This window comes from Parasphingorhabdus sp., from assembly GCF_039968395.1.
Classification (GTDB): domain Bacteria; phylum Pseudomonadota; class Alphaproteobacteria; order Sphingomonadales; family Sphingomonadaceae; genus Parasphingorhabdus.
In genome coordinates this window covers 432,830-450,196 of the sequence record NZ_JBDVPV010000005.1, presented here as the reverse complement: position 1 = coordinate 450,196, position 17,367 = coordinate 432,830, and the positions used below count along the sequence as shown (strand labels likewise).

The window sequence follows — 17,367 nt, the reverse complement described above, 5'->3', positions numbered from 1 at the left end:
TGTGCTATCATTACAACAGAATCGTGGTAAAAAAAGCACTATTCGGCATATATGTCACGGTTTGACCGAGTCAGAAGTCGGTTTGTCTCCGAAAATCACTTTCGCTGACTGGGGTCAATCTCATATTCTGTCAGTTTCTTGCGCAGCGTGTTGCGGTTTATTCCCAGCATTTTGGCAGCCTTGATCTGATTGCCCTGTGCCTGATCCAGTATTTCTTCGAGCAAGGGCCGCTCGAATTTTTCAAGCGCGCGGACATAGACCGAAGCAGATTGATTGGGATCCAGTATAATTTCGGAAACGATTGATCGCACCTGATGATCAAAATTCGCCGCAAATTCCTTGTCCTGGTCATCCTGTTGCTGGGATTGCAAAATCTGACGAATGACAACATCAGACAATTCTTCTTCTCTAGCTGTCACAACCGCGCGGTAGATGACGTTTTTCAATTCTCTGACATTTCCGCGCCACACATGCCGCGACAGGATTTTCATTGCAGCTTCGGTCATCACTTTACGCGGCAAACCCTCGGTCACGGCGAGGTTGAGAAAGTGCACGGCCAGTCCCGGGATATCACTGGATCGTTCTCGCAGGGGAGGAAGTTCAATGGGAACAACATTGATCCGGTAATAAAGATCTTCCCTGAATTTGCCTGCTGCGATCAGTTTTTCAAAATCCTGATTGGTCGCCGCGATGATCCGTACATCAAGCTTGACCAGCCCTTTTCCTCCAACCCGGCTAATTTCACCGGACTGGAGTGCGCGAAGAAGCCGCGTTTGGGCATGCATCGGCATATCACCGATTTCATCGAGGAAAAGCGTCCCTCCCCTCGCCTGTTCAAACTTGCCGGCAGCACTGTTCACGGCTCCGGTAAATGCGCCTTTTTCATGCCCAAACAATTCCGCTTCAATCAGATCTGTTGGAATGGCAGCCATGTTTACGGCAATAAATGGCCCCGCTTTGCGATGACCCAAGGTATGAATTGCTTCGGCAACAAGCTCCTTGCCCGTCCCGGATTCTCCGAGGATCAGCACAGACAGGTCGTTGCGCAACAAACGCGCAATCATGCGGTAAACATCCTGCATCGCCGGGCTTCGTCCGACAAGCGGCAAACTTTCGTCATCCAGGTTTTCGACAGTCAGTTCGGTGCTGCGCGGCTTCATCGCCTGACGTACAACTTCGACCAGTTCGTCCAGATCGAACGGTTTTGGAAAATACTCGAAAGCTCCGGTTTCGGAAGCACGGACCGCCGTGTTCAGGGTATTCTGCGCCGAGATTACAATGACGGGAAGATCAGGGTCTTCGGCCCTGACTGCATCAAGTGTCGAAATTCCATCTGCTTCGCCCAAACCAACATCGGTAATCAGCAAATCATATTTGCCGCCCGCAAGAAGATCATCGCGCTCCGCGACGGACTTGCAACTTTCCACTGCCATGCCCTCTGCCTTCAGCGCGGTAACAATGATGTGACTGACCGAACTATCGTCTTCAACCAGCAATACAGTCTGTTTTGTCATAAAACTAATCCCGCGGCGCAATTGGAAGAAACAGAACAAATTGCGTTAAATTCGAGCCTTCCGGCCTTTCGTAGCGGATCCTTCCGTTCATATCGCTCATCAACTTTCGAACGAGGGCAAGGCCCAGCCCCTGCCCCTCAGCCTTGGTGGAAACAAATGGAGAGAATATATCCTGCTCCATGTCATCGGGCACGCCGGGGCCATTATCCCTGATGATAATTTCAACCGGCAGCCGGACCGGCTCAACCGATCCTTGTGCTGTGAAAGAGGCTCCAAAACTGTATCTTGTGATCACTTGAACCATGGGATTTTCAAGCTTGTCAGTAGCATCGACCGCGTTCGACAGAAGGTTAGTCAATATCTGCATCATGGCATCTGGATCGACAAGTACATCCGGCAAAGACGGATCGAACTCGTCAGAAACCGCAAGCTGTCTGCGCGCGCCGGTCTCGACCGATTTGCGTGCCTGGTCAATCAGGGTATGAACATTGACCGGTTCAAGTTTTGCCGGCTGAGTGGTGGACAGACTCTGCATCCGGTCGAGCAAGCTGGCTATCCGCTGCACTTCGGATTTGATCATGCTGGTTAGCGTTTTTTGTTCGTCTTCCAGCGATCTTTCGAGCAGTTGGGCCGCACCCTTGATCGCCGCAAGCGGGTTTTTTATCTCATGACCAAGAATATCAGGAGCACGAACAGAAAATTCGTTCGCACCCTTCTGTTCCGCAGCCAATTCCGGACCATCGCTGGGCAACGGGGATAGCGAAATAATTCTCCAAAGCGCGTTGGACGGCAAGGCCTGAATGCTGAAATCAACGAAACCGGCTCGGTTGCCGCGTACCTTTACGGCCATTCGCCGCGCCGCCAGATTTGCATCACTGTCAATCAGTGCCTGTTCGAGACGTCTATCGCCAAATTGAATATGCTTATCGACCGACTGTCCGAGCAGATGTTTTGAACTTGTCCCAAGAAAATTCTCTGCAGCAGGATTTACTTTTGCAATGTGGTGATTTGAATCAATCAGAATAAGCGCATCGGGCAAGCCCGAAAAAATCAGTTCCGTTGCCGGAAGATCGTTCATCAAGCCGCTGCTTTGTCGAGCCAGGGTGTATAAAAATCCCGGAGCATGGTCAGCACTTTGGTTGCGTCGATCTCCTTGTTTGCGAGGTTGCGGAATTCCGCCGATCCCGGCATTCCCTTGGTATACCAGCCAATATGTTTTCGCGCGATTTTGACGCCAACTTCCTCGCCATAGTGGGTCAACATATCGCGATAATGTTCGTCCAGAACGGTAAACTGGGTGAGCAAAGACGGATCCGGAAGCGCTTCACCTTTATCAAACCAGTGCATGACCTGTCCCAGCAGCCATGGCTTGCCGTAGGCGCCGCGGCCGATCATCAGGCCATCTGCGCCGCTTTCCGCCAGGGCCTGCTCGCAATCTGCCAGCGTGCAAATATCGCCGTTCACAATCACGGGCAGAGACACTGCATCCTTGACCTGACGGACAAAAGTCCAGTCAGCACTTCCCTTGTACATCTGGCAGCGCGTCCGGCCATGGACGGTGATCATTTTTGCGCCGAGATCTTCGGCAATCCGGGCCAGTTCCGGAGCATTGAGACTATCATGATCCCAGCCCATCCGCATTTTGACGGTAACCGGCACGTTGACCGCCTTGACGGTCGCCTCGATCAGCGAAGCGGCAAGCGGCAGATCGCGCATCAACGCTGATCCGGCATCGCCATTGACCACTTTTTTCACGGGACAGCCCATGTTGATGTCGATAATCTGAGCGCCGCGATCTTCGTTCAATCTGGCGGCTTCGGACATGGCATCGGGACAACAGCCAGCTAGTTGCATGGATACCGGTTCCTCGATCGGATCCCATGCGCATTTCTGCAAGGATTGACGGGTCTCCCGGATCATCGCCTGGCTGGCAATCATCTCGGTTACGTTTAGTCCGGAACCAAATCGGCGCACCAGTTTGCGGAACGGCAAGTCCGTCACGCCTGTCATCGGCGCAAGCAGCACCGGGCTATCAATCTGGATATCACCAATGGAAATCGGGGTCAGTGTCATTTCATATGCCTAAATTTTAAGCAGCCCTTACCGTCAAAGCGACTGGCAGGCAAGTTATGCTTGCGCTAGATGAACGCCGATGACCGATTCTTCGCCCCATTCGTCCACGATAAAGGCAATTATTGTCGCAGCCGGTCGCGGTGAGCGCTCCGGTCTCGACCGCCCGAAACAATATCAACCCATCCGTGGCCGCCCAATGATACGACATAGTGTCGAGAGTTTCTCTTCGCATCCCGGGGTTTCCGAAATCTGGGTTGTGATCGGGGAAGATCAGGAAAAAATGGCCGACGCTGCCCTTGAAGGCCTGCAGGGTTACAAGCTCGTGACCGGCGGGGCCACGCGGCAGCAAAGCGTGTTCAACGGCCTTTCTGCCATTGCTGACAACGGTGGTGCGGATATTGTTCTGATACACGATGCCGCGCGGCCCTTTTTGCCACACGAGCAAATCGACCAACTGATAAAGGCATTGGACCATGCCGCTGGCGCAATTCCGGTTTTGCCGACGACCGATACAACCATTCGAGTCGAAAATGACCATGCGAGTGAGCTGGTCGACCGCGACAGTATCTGGCGGGTACAAACGCCGCAGGCATTTCGCTTCGGCGATTTGCTGGAGGCTCATGTCGAACTGGACGGCAACGATAATGCAAGCGATGATGCGCAGATTTTTCAGGCCGCCGGACACAAGGTGGCAGTCGTTCCCGGCGATGAAATCTTGCGCAAATTTACGACAGCCCGGGACTTTTCAGAAACGGCGGGACAACGCATGATTGATGTTAGAACAGGCAGCGGCTTTGACGTCCATCGCCTTGTGGCCGATGAAGAGCTGTGGCTCGGCGGACTGAAGATCGATCATGAAAAAGGACTCGCAGGCCACAGCGATGCCGATGTGTTGCTGCACGCTTTGACCGATGCTCTGCTCGGCGCGATTGCGGCAGGCGATATTGGCGATCATTTCCCGCCATCCGATCCGCAATGGCAAGGCGCAGCTTCGACAAAATTCGTGAAACACGCAGTCTCGCTCATCAAACAGAAAGGTGCCCGCATCAATAGTGCAGACATGACATTGATTTGCGAAGCACCAAAAATCAAACCGCATCGGGATGCAATGCGGAAAAATATCGCAGGGATACTCGAAATTCCTGTGGATCTCATCAGTTTGAAGGCGACGACTACGGAGGGGCTCGGTTTCACAGGACGCGGCGAAGGAATTGCTGCACAGGCAATCGTAACAATCAGTACGGAGTGATGACATGAAAAAACTGGCAATGGCGTTGGCGATGACCGCGCTGATCAACGGAACCGCACTTCAGGCTGCCGAGACTGCACCGTGCATTCCGCCGGAGCAGGCGGAAGATCTTGTGACTTATCTTTTGCCTGCCGCTTTGGACGCAGCAGGGACAAAATGTGCAACCAACCTGCCGCCGTCCGCAGCCATGCTTCAAACCGATTCTGCTCAATATGCCAAATACCGGCATTCCGCAGAGCAAGCCTGGCCTGGCGCAAAACTGGTTATCGGCGTTCTGGCCGGGGACAAATTTCCAAAAGACATGGACCTTGATGCTGTGCGTCCGATGATCGATGCCATGATCCCGACGATGATTGCCCAAGAAATAAAACCGGGCGATTGCGAGACAATCGATCAGTTCTATACATTGCTCGAGCCCCTGCCTTCAGCCAATCTGGCGAGCCTCACCGTATTGATAATTCAGCAGGCTACCGACAAAAAAGACAAGGATCCATTGAACATTTGCAAAATGAAGGAAGAATGAGCTAACGCCGCGCTCTTATGGATAATCTTCTCCCTTCACAGCTCGTCGACCTTGCGCAAAAAGTCGTAACCCTCAATCGTGCAGCTGGGCGACGCGTCTCTGTCGCCGAAAGCTGCACAGGCGGCCTAGTGGCAGCAGCACTCACTGAAATTGCCGGCAGCAGTGATGTTTTTGAATGTGGCTTCAACACCTATTCAAATTCGGCGAAGCAAAAGATGCTCGGCGTTAGTGATGATCTGCTTGAAACTTTTGGTGCCGTGTCCATTGCTGTTGCCTGGGGCATGGCACAAGGTGCGCTTGAGCGTTCGGAATGTGACGTCGCAGTAGCTATTACCGGAGTTGCTGGCCCCGGCGGTGGAACCGAGAAGAAGCCTGTCGGAACTGTGGTATTTGCCAAAGCGGAAAAAGACAAAAGCCTCGAAGACGTCGTCGCTGACCGGCATAATTTCGGGGATGACAAGTCGCGGGCTGAAATCCGCCTTCAGGCCGCGCTGGTCGCGCTGGAATTGCTGCTTCCAGAAACGTCGGAATAGTTTTTTCCGTAAATTTCTTCGGCGCGTTCGACAAATGCACTGGTCATTTTATGCAGGGCTTTCGAAAACATCTGCCCGGCCAGTTTTTCAAACATTCGGTTCTTGAACGTAAACTCAACGTGAAAATCAACATAACTGCCACCGTCTGCGCGTGGTCGAAAATGCCATTCATTGTGGAGCATTTTCAGCGGCCCATCGAGATAATCCACGGTGATGGAATGATGCGGCTTCTTGAGCACCCTGGAAGTAAACTGTTCGCGTAACCCCTTGAATCCAACGAGGACATCCGCAGTCATTTCCGTGTCGCTATCTGAACGAATCCGAGTCCCGACAACCCAAGGCAGAAACTCCTGATAACGCCCAACATCTGCGACCAGCGCATACATTTGGGCCGCACTATGCGGCAGTTCACGAGTCTCTTTATGTGCCGGCATTCTTTTCTTCTTTTGCCAGTTTTTCATCACGCGCAACCCGCATTTTCGCAAAATCATCACCCGCATGATAGCTGGAACGGGTCAATGGACTGGATGCAACGAGCAGAAATCCTTTTGCACGTGCGATTGAAGCATAGGCATCAAACGCTTGCGGCGTCACAAACTCACTGACTTTCACATGTTTCGGCGTTGGTTGAAGATATTGCCCCATCGTCAGGAAATCGATATCCGCGGATCGCATGTCGTCCATGACCTGATGAACTTCCAGCCGTTCTTCACTCAATCCCAGCATGATTCCGGATTTGGTGAAAATCCCGGGATCCAGCCGCTTGACTTTTTCGAGCAGGCGGATGGACGCATAGTAACGGGCTCCGGGACGGATTGTCGGGTATAGGCGCGGAACTGTTTCCAGATTGTGATTATAGACATCTGGCTTTGCCGCGACGATCGCCTCAATCGCAGCATCTGCCTTGTTCCTGAAATCCGGTGTCAGAATTTCAATTGTGGTATCTGGAGTGGTGCGTCGCAATGCTTCGATCACCTTCACAAACTGGCTCGCGCCGCCATCCGGTAAATCATCGCGATCGACAGATGTAATAACGATATGTTCCAGCCCGAGTTTGGCGGCTGCATCAGCTGTATGTTGAGGTTCGAGAGCATCAACTTTCATCGGCATGCCCGTTTTGACATTGCAAAAAGCGCAGGCTCTCGTGCAGACATCGCCCAGAATCATGACCGTTGCATGCTTCTTGGTCCAGCACTCACCGATATTCGGACAAGCCGCTTCCTCGCACACCGTATTCAATTTGTGCTCCCGCATCAACTTGCGGGTTTCTTCAAAACCCTTGCCCATGGGGGCCTTGACCCTGATCCAGTCAGGCTTGCGCTGACGCGCCGGTTTGTCTGGCGATCCGGATTCCGAAGACGTGATTTTCGTGATTTCGTTCATTTCTATCAAATAGCGACGCATAACCACTCTTGCCACCCCTTTCATGGGTGTTAATGACTTGCGTATGACAAAGTTTACAGACCTACTAGATGGTTATCGCCGCTTCCGTTCCAATCATTGGAGAAATCAGCGCGAGCGCTGGACTGAACTAAAAGAAGGGCAGAGTCCGAAAGTGATGATTATTGCTTGTAGCGATAGTCGCGTTGATCCGACGCAAATTTTCGACACCAATCCCGGTGAAACGTTCATTGTTCGAAATGTTGCTGCCTTGGTACCGCCATTTGAAACAACACCGGGACAACACGGTGTTTCTGCCGCACTGGAATTTGCTGTCCAGTTCCTAAAAGTCGAAGAAGTCATAGTTATGGGACATGGCAGTTGCGGAGGTTGTGCAGCTGCCCTCTCACAACAGATGAAGGACATGCCCCCAGGTGAGGGAGGTTTTATCGCCGACTGGATTACATTGCTTGACGATGCGAGAGCTAAAGTGGTTCAAGACCATAGCGACCTTGATCATGATGCGGCACAGTTGGCGATGGAGCACGAAGGTGTGAAAACGAGTCTATCAAATTTACGCACCTTCCCATGTATTCAAGAGAAGGAAGCCAATGGTTCGATAAAGTTGATCGGGGCGTGGTTTGCCATTTCCGAGGGAAAATTACATGTTCTGAACGAAGAACATGGCAAGTTTAATACGGTCGAATGAACCAACCTACAAAAGAAGCTTTCCTCGACGATTTGATCTTGTCGCTTGGCAAAGGCTGGTCCTTGCTGGCTGAAGGTGCACTCAACCGGAAGTCTCCCTTCCATTCCCTCAGCGTCGCTACAATTTCCGGCAAATTGCCCAGCCAAAGGATAATGATTCTTCGCGAAGTTAATCCAGACAAACGTATTCTGCGTTTCAATACTGACATGCGGACGTCAAAAGTCAGTGACATTTCGCTATCGCAACCCATTTCGGTTCTGGCCTATCATCCGGAAATGAAAATCCAGATGCGGCTTTCCGGCTTGGCGAGGATCGAGACCACAAGCGAAGCCGCCGACACAGCATGGGACCAGGCCTCTCTGTATGGAAAGCGTTGTTACCTTGCCCAGCCAGCTCCGGGCAGCCCGGTAAGCAGGCCGACTTCCGGCCTGGATCCTCTCATGGAGGGACGCAAACCGGAAGCAGAGGAAGTGTTGCCCGCTCGAAAAAATTTCGGAATCCTGATAGCCGAAATCAATCAGATAGATTGGCTCTACCTGGCTCATACCGGTCATCGCCGAGCTGAATTTCGGTGGAATTCGCAATCCCGAGACTGGGATTCCGGATGGCTGGTGCCCTAATTCTCGAACACGAAAAATTGTTCGCGTTGCAGGCAAACAGGATTTCGGCTTGTACCGCTCCTCACCTCGGTCCATCACAGACACATGAACAACCATAATAACAATATTGCGCTCCTGATCGACTCTGACAATGCCAGTCACAACGGGATAGATCCGGTTCTGACTGCCCTGGCTGAACTGGGCACGGTCAACATAAGACGAGCCTATGGTAACTGGCGCAAGCAGGCGCTCAAGGGCTGGGTCGACATTTTGCACAAATACGGGATTGAACCGCAGCAGCAATTTGACCTGACCCGCGGTAAAAATGCGACGGATATGAAGATGACCATCGATGCCATGGACTTGCTTTTCGGGGGCAAGGTTAGCGGTTTCGGCATCATGAGCAGCGACAGTGATTTCATGCCCCTGGCCATGCGAATTCGTCAGGAAGGCATGCCGGTATATGGATTTGGCAGTGCCAAGACACCTGAAGCGTTCAAACAGGCTTGCAGTCGTTTTATCGACGTTGATGCACTGATGAAAGCCCACAAACGAGGCGATAAAGCAGAATCAGGTAACGATCCTGCAGTTGAAAGCGGCAAGATGGATGACGATCTGTTGCACTTGCTAGTGGACGCCTATCAGGCGAGCAAGCGGGATGCCGAAGGTTACGCCAGTCTGAGCGAAGTCGGAAAAATTGCGGGAAACCGGTCAAGCTTTGATGTCCGCAATTACGGCTTTTCTCGGCTTTCGGAAATGTTTGAAAAAGTACCGAACTTTCAAACGAAACGGAATGACAACGGGCAAATCTTCGTCAAACGTCTGCGCTAGAAAAGTTGCCGCCAACTTCCTGCAGAATGTATCAGTCCAGACGCACCATTCCCGCAGCCATTCCAGCGAGAACAGCAGCAATGCGATCATGCACTCCAAACTTGCCGAACAGACGTCGCGTATAGGAATCAACCGTTGCCGGGCTAATGCCCATTATGGTTGCTATCACCGAAGAGCTTTTCCCTTGAGCCATCCAGTGCAGAACTTCTGATTCCCTTCTGGATAGTGGCGTTTGCTGTCCACGCTTGTTGAAATAATGCACCAACCGGCGATGTCCCATCATCGAAATGGCTTCCAGCTCATTCAAAATTGGTTTTGGCAAATCCGTAATCGGCACGTCAAAGCCATAGCAAATGCACGCCTCAATCTTGTTTGGTCCGTAAACAGGGATCATATACTCATCGCGGAGTCCAAATTTTCGAACGTTGTCGACAATTATTTTGGTTTCACGCGGGTATTTGTCTGAAAGTTCCTGAATAATTTCACCTAAGGTCGCGGGTCGCCCTATCGACAGCACATAGTCATGGGCTTTGCCGATTACTTTGGTCAAATCCATATCAACAGCTTGATTCGCAAATGCCGCGGTAAATGCGGCTTTATCAGGAAAAAACAGATGGACGGGGCTCGATGACAACGAAGTATATGCGGGTGCGAAGTGATAGTTGAACGTGATACTGCCCATGGCCCTCGAGGATCGCAGCAGCATCCTCGCCACGCCAAACGGCGATTCTGGCATTTCTGCAATAGAAGAACCGGTTTTACTTGCCTGAAAACGGTTAGCTGGATCCAGTTTCGAAATTTGTTCCCATCCCAATAGCTATCCCATCAACGTGATGCGATATTCGGCAAGCATTTAAAGCCTGCAAGTTGGTGCGAACCCTGAACGTTCCGACGAGCGGTACGACTCAATATACACACTATACACAACCTCCGATAGCGCGATTGTCACGCGTATCAGGGGCAGGATTGGTAAAACCGGTTTAACGCGTCAGCTTCTTGTAAGCCACTCGAGTCGGTCGATCGGCTGCATCGCCCAATCTCCTGCGCTTGTCCTCTTCATAGCTTTCGAAATTGCCTTCAAACCATTCCACATGGCTATCGCCTTCAAAAGCCAAAATATGCGTCGCCAGGCGATCGAGGAAGAAGCGGTCATGGGAAATCACCACTGCGCAGCCGGCAAAACTTTCGAGCGCTTCTTCTAGTGCAGACAGGGTTTCGACGTCGAGGTCATTAGTCGGCTCATCGAGCAGCAAAACATTGCCGCCCTCTTTCAGCATCCGCGCCATATGGACACGGTTGCGCTCGCCTCCGGAAAGCTGGCCAACATTTTTCTGCTGATCCGTGCCCTTGAAGTTGAATGCGCCAACATATGCTCTGGTCGACAATTCGTGTTTGCCCAGCGTCATGTAATCTGCGCCATCGGAAATTGCTTCCCAAACGTTTTTGGACGGGTCCAGCGCGTCGCGGCTTTGGTCGACATAGCCAAGTTTGACCGTATCTCCGATTTCAACCTTGCCGGAATCGGGTTCTTCCTTGCCAATCAGCATCTTGAACAACGTCGTCTTGCCCGCGCCATTGGGTCCGATCACGCCCACAATCCCGCCAGGCGGAAGTGTGAAGCTTAAATCTTCGAAGAGCAGTTTGTCGCCATAGGCTTTGGACAGATTTTCGACTTCGATCACCTTGCCGCCAAGCCGCTCCGGTGTCTGAATCAAAATCTGAGCTTTGCCGGGATCGCGCTTTTCCTGCGCTTCCACCAATTGATCAAAGCTTTTGATACGGGCCTTGGACTTGGTTTGACGCCCCTTGGGGTTTTGCCGCATCCAGGCGAGTTCATCAGTAATCGCCTTTTGCTTGCCCTTGTCTTCGCGCGCTTCCTGTTCAAGCCGCTTTGCTTTCTTTTCCAGATAGAGCGAGTAGTTGCCTTCATAGACATAGTAGCGCCCGCGATCGAGTTCGAGCATCCAGTTCACAACATTATCGAGGAAATAGCGATCATGGGTCACCATGATCACGTTTCCGGCATATTCCCGCAGGTGATTTTCCAACCAGGAAACTGATTCCGCATCAAGGTGGTTGGTAGGCTCATCGAGGAGCAAAATACTGGGCTTCTCTAGCAACAGCCGACAGAGTGCCACGCGCCGCTTTTCACCACCTGAGAGACTTTCCACCCCGCTATCGCCGGGAGGACAGCGCAGCGCTTCCATCGCAATTTCGAGTTGGTTATCAAGCGTCCAGCCATCTACCGCGTCAATTTTCTCTTGCAATACGCCCATTTCTTCCATCAGCGCATCAAAGTCAGCATCTTCGGGCGGGTCTCCCATGAGCTCGGTGATTTCATTAAAACGCGCGATATGCACAGCAATCTCGCCAACCCCTTCCATAACGTTTTCTTTGACGGTTTTGCTGTTATCGAGCTCCGGTTCTTGCTCAAGATAACCCACGGTGATGTTTTCACCTGCCCAGGCTTCACCGGTAAAATCGGTGTCTCGGCCCGCCATAATTTTCATCAGCGTAGATTTACCCACGCCATTGGGGCCGACAATACCAATTTTGGCGTCGGGATAGAATTGCAAATTGATGTTCTCAAGAACCGGCTTTTGCTTGTTCTGGTAGGTCTTGCTGAGACCCTTCATGACAAAACTATATTGTGCGGCCATTTGGCGTGATTCCTCGATTTTGATGTAGCAGGATTTGCGCTCCGACTAGCGAAACTGTGGACAAGTCGCAAGAGAGCATTGGCAAAGCGGTAAAGCCGGGTTAGGCAGCGTGTCATGAAAAAAATGATCAACACGCTCGCTGGCGCAACAGCCCTCTTCGTCGCTTCTTCCGCCATCGCCGCATCACATGATCCGGCAGCCATTCAGGCAAAGGCGCTGGACGACGAAATTGCTTATGACATAACCGAAGGTCTGACGACCGAGATTGGCCCGCGACAAGCAGGAACAGAGGCGGAAGCGCGCGCGCGTGCATGGTCGCTCAAAAAACTCAAGGCACTCGGGTTTAAAAACGTCCGGAACGAACCTTTTATGATGCCGACATGGGTGCGCGGTGCGGAAACGGCCGAAATTGTTTCACCTTACCCACAGAAAATGCACATCACTGCCCTTGGTAATAGTGCCAGCACTGGCGCAGATGGCGTCGAAGCAGAGATCGTGTATTTTAGCTCTCTTGCAGCATTGCAAGCGGTTCCCGATGGCAGCCTTGCCGGCAAGATTGCATTTGTGACCCATAACATGCATCGCACACAAGACGGTTCTGGATATGGAACCTATGGTCCTATTCGCTGGGTTGGCCCGGCTACAGCCTCCAAAAAGGGCGCTGCGGCCTATGTGATCAAATCGATAGGCACAGATTATCACCGCAACCCCCACACCGGGGGAACGGGATTTCCCGAAGGGATAACTCCAATACCTGCCGCCGCCCTGTCGCTGCCTGATGCGGACAATCTGGAACGAATGGTCAAGTTGGGAAAGCCCGTACGTATGAAGCTGGTCCTCACGCCGCAGAATATCGGTCAGCAGGAATCCGGCAACGTTATCGCCGAAGTCCCGGGGCGTGACCCGTCGAAAGGCATGATCCTGGTCGCCTGTCACCTGGACAGCTGGGATCTTGCAACGGGCGCTTTTGACGATGCCGCAGGCTGCGGTATTATCTCCGCCGCGGCAAAATATGTCATGGACAACGGACAACCGCTGCGGACAATTCGCATTCTCTGGGCAGGTGCGGAAGAAGTCGGCATCTGGGGCGGGAAGGCCTATGCCAAGGCACATTCTGGCGAAAAACACGCAATTGCAATGGAATCGGATTTCGGAGCGGACAATGTCTGGCGTGTAGAACATAAACTGCCGGAGGGAGCGAATAGCGTCAAACAGCAAATCAACAAGTCTCTCCTGCCTCTGGGCATCAGCACATTGGGCCCGCCGGCCAGTGGCGGCGCTGATATCCGGGATATCATCGCAAGTAACAATCTTGCGGTGATTGATTTGCAACAAAACGGCACTCGCTATTTCGACCTGCACCACACACCGGACGATACGCTTGATAAAATCGATCCTGAACAGCTTCGTCAAAACGTTGCAGCCTGGAGCACCGTTCTCGCGATCATCGCAAACAGCGATGCTGACTTCACAATGCCGCCAAAGAAATAACATGCAGAGGCGTTTTCCTGTCTGTCTGCTGGCTATAGCGATCACGGCCTGTTCGGAGACACCGATCGAAGAGCAAGGCCCGGAAGCCATTGCCGAAATGGAAAAACAGATTGAGAGCGATGCACTTTCACTGGAACAGGCAGCAGATGAAGCCGTAAAAATCCTGGAAGAAGATATTGCCGATGACCTTGCGGCAGAAGGAATTACCACAGAACAGCCAGAGCCCATTCCTGAAAACTAGCGCTCCAGGCCCCATCTCCGGAAGGTGAAACCGGCAAAGGAAGTTTGACATGATCAAGGATTTTACCGCGGCAACCGTACCTGATCAAAGCGGCCGGACGATATTGGTGACCGGCGCGAATACCGGACTGGGTTTTGAGGCGAGTAAAGTTCTCGCGGCGAAAGGTGCGCGAGTCTTGCTGGGTTGCCGCTCCGAAGATCGAGCCAAAGCCGCGATGGACAATATTCAGTCCGAGACTCCCGATGCAGATATGGCCTTCGTTCCACTGGACCAGTCAGACTTGAAAAGCGTCCGGGCGGCGGCAAAGATTGTTGGCAAGGAAAAGCGACTGGATGTTCTGGTCAACAATGCAGGCATCATGATGCCTCCATATGAATTGACGTCAGACGGCTTTGAATCCCAATTCGGGGTTAATCATCTCGGGACATTTGCGCTTACAAGCCTGTTACTGCCAAAACTGGAGCAGGCCAAAAAATCCCGGATCGTTATCACCAGCAGCCTTGCGCATCGCAGCGGGCGAATAAACTTTGAAGATATCAATGCCGAGCAACGCTATAGTGCAATGGAACGTTATGCGATGAGCAAACTCGCGAATATTCTGCATGCCGGTGAACTGGATCGCCGATTGCGGGCCAATGGTTCATCCACGATCGCACTATGTTGTCATCCTGGTGTTGCCGATACCGAGCTGGCGCGACATCTGCCCGGATTTGCACAAGCCATTCTCCCCCTCGCCCGGCTGTTTTTAAGTACGCCGGCGGAAGGCGCTTGGGCAACTCTGGCCGCCGCAACCGGCAAGGGTGTAAAAGGCGGTGAATATTTCGGACCCAGCCGGTTCGGTGGGTGGACCGGGCCGGTGACAGAAGTATCACGTTCCTTGCGTGCAAGAGACGAAGGTTTGGCCCAGAAATTGTGGGAGACGTCGATCGAAATGACTGGAGTTGATCCCCAAATCTAGTCTGTCAGATCCGGTGCCATGCTTAAAATTTGGTGAATTTTGTTAACCTTGTCTGGCCATGCGTGATTAGATGTGACCCCGTATATCCCGGATATCAAATAGTGAGTGTTAGCTTGGCAACGGGTTGAAATTGTCAACAGGGGAGCATGAAATGATTTACGGTGATTCGCTACAGATTGACGCGCAGGTAAAACAGAGCAATTCCGTCGGAATTCCCTGTGTTGTAACGACAATTTCCGATACCATCATAAAAATTCATTGTAATGCACAATTGAATCCGGACATGTCACTGACGCTCAAAATCCCGGGCATGAATATCCTGACAGCCAATCTTCTGTGGAAGAAAAAGGACGAATATGGATGTCAAATTGATTACACTTTCCATCCGGCTGTGATCAAAGCGATGATGGAACGGCTCGATCGCAAAAGAGCCGTGGCCGTTTGAGAAGCAACACCGTTTTGTTGCATCCGGCTTTGATCAAACCAAGGCTATAGCTTCAATATCCCCAATTCCAGCGCTTTGATCGTCGCTCCAGTACGTTCATTGACTTCAAGCTTGGCAAAAACCCGCTTCACATAGGTGTCAGCCGTCGAGGGACTTATGTCCAGATCATATGCTATCGCCTTGTTTGATCGCCCGTTAGCTATCCGCCGGATCACTTGTCCTTCACGCTCCGAAAGTTGCAGGTTCGATGCCTTGTTCTTTTCCACAAGCGAGCATATTTTTGTGTGTGCCGCGAGAGAAAGTGCCGCGATAGTCGATATCCGGCGTGCATCATCCAGAATTTCAGGATTTTCAAATGCGAAGGATGAATAGGCGTGGCGAACATTCTGTCCGTATAGCGGAATCCCTATGCCGTCTATCAAGCCATGAGCTTCGAGCTCCGTTGCAAAACGACGTTCATCCGTCGTCAGCTTCCGCAACATCAGAGCATCTCTCCACCGCATCGGTTCCCCCTGCATCATCACGATATCCGGAATGGGGTCATGCTTTCTGAATTCAGGGTCCTGGTATAGCTCCATCCATTTCTTGGGAAAACCGTGCGCAAGTAGCTGAATCGATCCACCCGTTTGCGAATGGAGTTTCGGTGTGATGTGATAGCTCGTGCGAATAGCTCCCAGGTCAATGCAAGTGGCTCTAATCAGATGAAGGACAGCAACAACATCAGTCTGCAAGGTAATATCTGCCAGCACACTGGCGATATCAACATTGGTTTCGGTCGGAACTGACACATTGCCCCCAACTTTTCGATGCGGTTCCCAATCAAGCAGATTTTGCACTTTTTTTCAACTTGTCCCCCAATCTGGTGACGTACGTTTCTTTTTATCCGGCTATTGGCGCCCTCCCCTAATAATTTGACCGAACAAATTCCTGCAGGATTGGTCCACCCGCATGAGGACAGTCAATTGCTTACACAGACAACAGACCAGCTTGTCATTCTCGAAAGAATTGAACAACGCCTGGATCGTATTGAAAACAACCTCGGAAATCCTTCCGTTGATCGATTGCAAATGCTGAGCTTTGCACTCAATCTCAGACAGGTGAAAAATTCAAGTTTTCCAAGTCAGTTATTTTCAACCAACGCGTGGGACATATTGCTTGAGCTCTACGCGGCTCATCTGGCTTCCAAGAAACTATCAATGTCAGCTATCGGGCAGGCCACCAATATCTCTGAAACCACCATGCTAAGATATTTTGATATCCTCATGAAGCACGGATTTATCTACCGGGAAGACGATGCTGCCAGCGCAGAAAAAAGCCATGTGCAGCTCACAAAATCGGCAATCAGCAAGTTGAATCACGTTCTCGATACCGCCGTCTACGAGACACCTGTGCGACCTGCGGTGGATCTGAACAAAGCTGAATAGACCCATTTTGGGCCTATTGATTGCCTGGCCGGCGTTGACTTCGCTGGCAGCTGATGACAGCCTTGGAAACGTGTGATGGCTTTGTGCCTTTTGCAAGACAACCGAACATATTTTTGCAATCGCGCCCGGCCGACCCGCAAATCACACTGCCCGTAACCCAGGTCGATCTTTGCGGCACTAATGACCTGGTTTCTGGCCCCCGGAGTTGGCGGCGGAATGCCGCTGCCAACTTTCGGAACCTGCTATTCCGAAAATCGCTGAACCGTTTTGATTTCCACCGCAATTTTTTCAAGCGTGCCCGTAACGAGCGTGCGGGCTTTTTCTGTAAGATTGAGCAACACACGAACCCGGTTGGACCGGTCACGGGTTCTCACAATCAAGTCAGCATCACATAGGAAATCGAAATATCTCGCCAGAGTGGTTTTGGGAATCGAATAGGTTATTGCCAGATCGGATGTTACCACCGGCCTCCCCAATTCTTCCGAAATATAGATATCCAGCATCATGTTCCATGATATCTCATCTACATCGCCCAGAATATCGCCCAGTTCAATGCTTCTCAAATTCCGGATGCTCAACAGCAAGGTCGCCACTTGTGCTGATTTCAGGGTACTGGATTTTCTGTTCCCCGGATCATTCTCAATTTCGGAATTGGCTGCCACAACATCTGCTGGATGAACAGGACGTATGTTCCTGACGCTCATTCTGCTCTGTCTCGTTCAACCAGATTAGTAGAA

At 51.7% G+C, this 17,367-nt stretch carries 20 protein-coding genes; 11 read left to right on the top strand and 9 right to left on the bottom strand.

Going from position 1 to position 17,367, the window contains the following annotated elements; genetic code table 11:
• Window positions 1-95 precede the first annotated feature (95 nt).
• The 3 genes from ntrC to dusB are packed head-to-tail and all read right to left on the bottom strand — an operon-like array spanning window position 96 to window position 3,587.
• Entirely contained in the window at window positions 96-1,514 is a 1,419-nt protein-coding gene (gene ntrC, locus ABJI30_RS12790; RefSeq protein WP_348017079.1) for a nitrogen regulation protein NR(I), read from the bottom strand.
• A gap of 4 nt (window positions 1,515-1,518) precedes the next feature.
• On the bottom strand, window positions 1,519-2,592 hold the full coding sequence (locus ABJI30_RS12785) for an ATP-binding protein (protein WP_348017078.1): 1,074 nt from the start codon (window positions 2,590-2,592) through the stop codon (window positions 1,519-1,521).
• Window positions 2,592-3,587 carry a tRNA dihydrouridine synthase DusB gene (gene dusB / locus ABJI30_RS12780; RefSeq protein ID WP_348017077.1) on the bottom strand — a complete coding sequence of 332 codons (996 nt, stop codon included), beginning with the start codon at window positions 3,585-3,587 and terminating at the stop codon, window positions 2,592-2,594. Before dusB ends, ABJI30_RS12785 begins: the two co-directional genes overlap by 1 nt.
• A 79-nt stretch (window positions 3,588-3,666) precedes the next feature.
• Between dusB and ABJI30_RS12775 the strand changes: the two genes are divergently transcribed.
• Genes ABJI30_RS12775 through ABJI30_RS12765 form a run of 3 tightly spaced genes read left to right on the top strand, consistent with a single transcriptional unit; the run spans window position 3,667 to window position 5,892 of the window.
• Window positions 3,667-4,836, top strand: a complete 1,170-nt coding sequence (locus ABJI30_RS12775; protein ID WP_348017076.1) for a bifunctional 2-C-methyl-D-erythritol 4-phosphate cytidylyltransferase/2-C-methyl-D-erythritol 2,4-cyclodiphosphate synthase — start codon at window positions 3,667-3,669, stop codon at window positions 4,834-4,836.
• A 4-nt stretch (window positions 4,837-4,840) separates the two neighbouring features.
• Entirely contained in the window at window positions 4,841-5,359 is a 519-nt protein-coding gene (locus ABJI30_RS12770) for a hypothetical protein (RefSeq protein ID WP_348017075.1), read from the top strand.
• A gap of 17 nt (window positions 5,360-5,376) precedes the next feature.
• Window positions 5,377-5,892: a CinA family protein gene (locus tag ABJI30_RS12765; protein ID WP_348017074.1), complete on the top strand. Its 516-nt coding sequence runs from the start codon at window positions 5,377-5,379 to the stop codon at window positions 5,890-5,892.
• Here ABJI30_RS12765 and ABJI30_RS12760 read toward each other — a convergent pair.
• Both ABJI30_RS12760 and lipA read right to left on the bottom strand, forming a co-directional pair.
• Entirely contained in the window at window positions 5,841-6,326 is a 486-nt protein-coding gene (locus tag ABJI30_RS12760; RefSeq protein WP_348017073.1) for a type II toxin-antitoxin system RatA family toxin, read from the bottom strand. The two genes, ABJI30_RS12765 and ABJI30_RS12760, sit on opposite strands and share 52 nt — an antisense overlap.
• Complete coding sequence (lipA, locus tag ABJI30_RS12755) at window positions 6,313-7,296, bottom strand: lipoyl synthase (protein ID WP_348025443.1); 984 nt, start codon at window positions 7,294-7,296, stop codon at window positions 6,313-6,315. The genes ABJI30_RS12760 and lipA overlap by 14 nt, the downstream gene beginning before the upstream one ends.
• A gap of 43 nt (window positions 7,297-7,339) precedes the next feature.
• Here lipA and ABJI30_RS12750 point away from each other — a divergent pair, with 43 nt between their 5' ends.
• The 3 genes from ABJI30_RS12750 to ABJI30_RS12740 all read left to right on the top strand — a co-directional run bounded on the left by ABJI30_RS12750 (window position 7,340) and on the right by ABJI30_RS12740 (window position 9,411).
• Window positions 7,340-7,981 carry a carbonic anhydrase gene (locus ABJI30_RS12750; protein ID WP_348017071.1) on the top strand — a complete coding sequence of 214 codons (642 nt, stop codon included), beginning with the start codon at window positions 7,340-7,342 and terminating at the stop codon, window positions 7,979-7,981.
• Complete coding sequence (locus ABJI30_RS12745) at window positions 7,978-8,601, top strand: flavin-binding protein (RefSeq protein ID WP_348017070.1); 624 nt, start codon at window positions 7,978-7,980, stop codon at window positions 8,599-8,601. The genes ABJI30_RS12750 and ABJI30_RS12745 overlap by 4 nt, the downstream gene beginning before the upstream one ends.
• An 84-nt stretch (window positions 8,602-8,685) precedes the next feature.
• Complete coding sequence (locus tag ABJI30_RS12740) at window positions 8,686-9,411, top strand: NYN domain-containing protein (RefSeq protein ID WP_348017069.1); 726 nt, start codon at window positions 8,686-8,688, stop codon at window positions 9,409-9,411.
• A 31-nt stretch (window positions 9,412-9,442) separates the two neighbouring features.
• Here the strand turns inward: ABJI30_RS12740 and ABJI30_RS12735 are convergent, their stop codons facing one another.
• Together ABJI30_RS12735 and ettA are read right to left on the bottom strand one after the other, a co-directional pair.
• Window positions 9,443-10,147, bottom strand: coding sequence for a helix-turn-helix transcriptional regulator (locus ABJI30_RS12735; protein ID WP_348017068.1), 705 nt, complete (start codon window positions 10,145-10,147; stop codon window positions 9,443-9,445).
• A 244-nt stretch (window positions 10,148-10,391) separates the two neighbouring features.
• Entirely contained in the window at window positions 10,392-12,071 is a 1,680-nt protein-coding gene (gene ettA, locus ABJI30_RS12730) for an energy-dependent translational throttle protein EttA (protein WP_348017066.1), read from the bottom strand.
• Between the two features lie 114 nt (window positions 12,072-12,185).
• Here ettA and ABJI30_RS12725 point away from each other — a divergent pair, with 114 nt between their 5' ends.
• From ABJI30_RS12725 to ABJI30_RS12710, 4 genes are all read left to right on the top strand, one after another.
• The gene (locus tag ABJI30_RS12725) at window positions 12,186-13,562 is read left to right on the top strand and encodes a M28 family peptidase (protein WP_348017064.1); all 1,377 of its coding nucleotides are present in this window, start codon (window positions 12,186-12,188) and stop codon (window positions 13,560-13,562) included.
• Window position 13,563: 1 nt separating this feature from the next.
• Window positions 13,564-13,803, top strand: coding sequence for a hypothetical protein (locus ABJI30_RS12720; protein WP_348017062.1), 240 nt, complete (start codon window positions 13,564-13,566; stop codon window positions 13,801-13,803).
• 49 nt (window positions 13,804-13,852) lie between these two features.
• Window positions 13,853-14,761: an oxidoreductase gene (locus ABJI30_RS12715; protein WP_348017061.1), complete on the top strand. Its 909-nt coding sequence runs from the start codon at window positions 13,853-13,855 to the stop codon at window positions 14,759-14,761.
• 151 nt (window positions 14,762-14,912) lie between these two features.
• A complete protein-coding gene (locus tag ABJI30_RS12710) occupies window positions 14,913-15,206 on the top strand; it encodes a hypothetical protein (protein ID WP_348017060.1) in 294 nt (97 codons plus the stop codon).
• Window positions 15,207-15,250: 44 nt separating this feature from the next.
• Here the strand turns inward: ABJI30_RS12710 and ABJI30_RS12705 are convergent, their stop codons facing one another.
• Window positions 15,251-15,994 (bottom strand): autoinducer binding domain-containing protein, encoded by a 744-nt coding sequence (locus ABJI30_RS12705; RefSeq protein WP_348017059.1) that lies wholly within the window; start codon window positions 15,992-15,994, stop codon window positions 15,251-15,253.
• A 174-nt stretch (window positions 15,995-16,168) separates the two neighbouring features.
• On the opposite strand from ABJI30_RS12705, the gene ABJI30_RS12700 reads away from it, so the two are divergent.
• Entirely contained in the window at window positions 16,169-16,630 is a 462-nt protein-coding gene (locus tag ABJI30_RS12700) for a hypothetical protein (protein WP_348025325.1), read from the top strand.
• A 242-nt stretch (window positions 16,631-16,872) separates the two neighbouring features.
• Here the strand turns inward: ABJI30_RS12700 and ABJI30_RS12695 are convergent, their stop codons facing one another.
• Window positions 16,873-17,334 carry a hypothetical protein gene (locus tag ABJI30_RS12695; protein ID WP_348017057.1) on the bottom strand — a complete coding sequence of 154 codons (462 nt, stop codon included), beginning with the start codon at window positions 17,332-17,334 and terminating at the stop codon, window positions 16,873-16,875.
• Window positions 17,335-17,367: the final 33 nt, after the last annotated feature.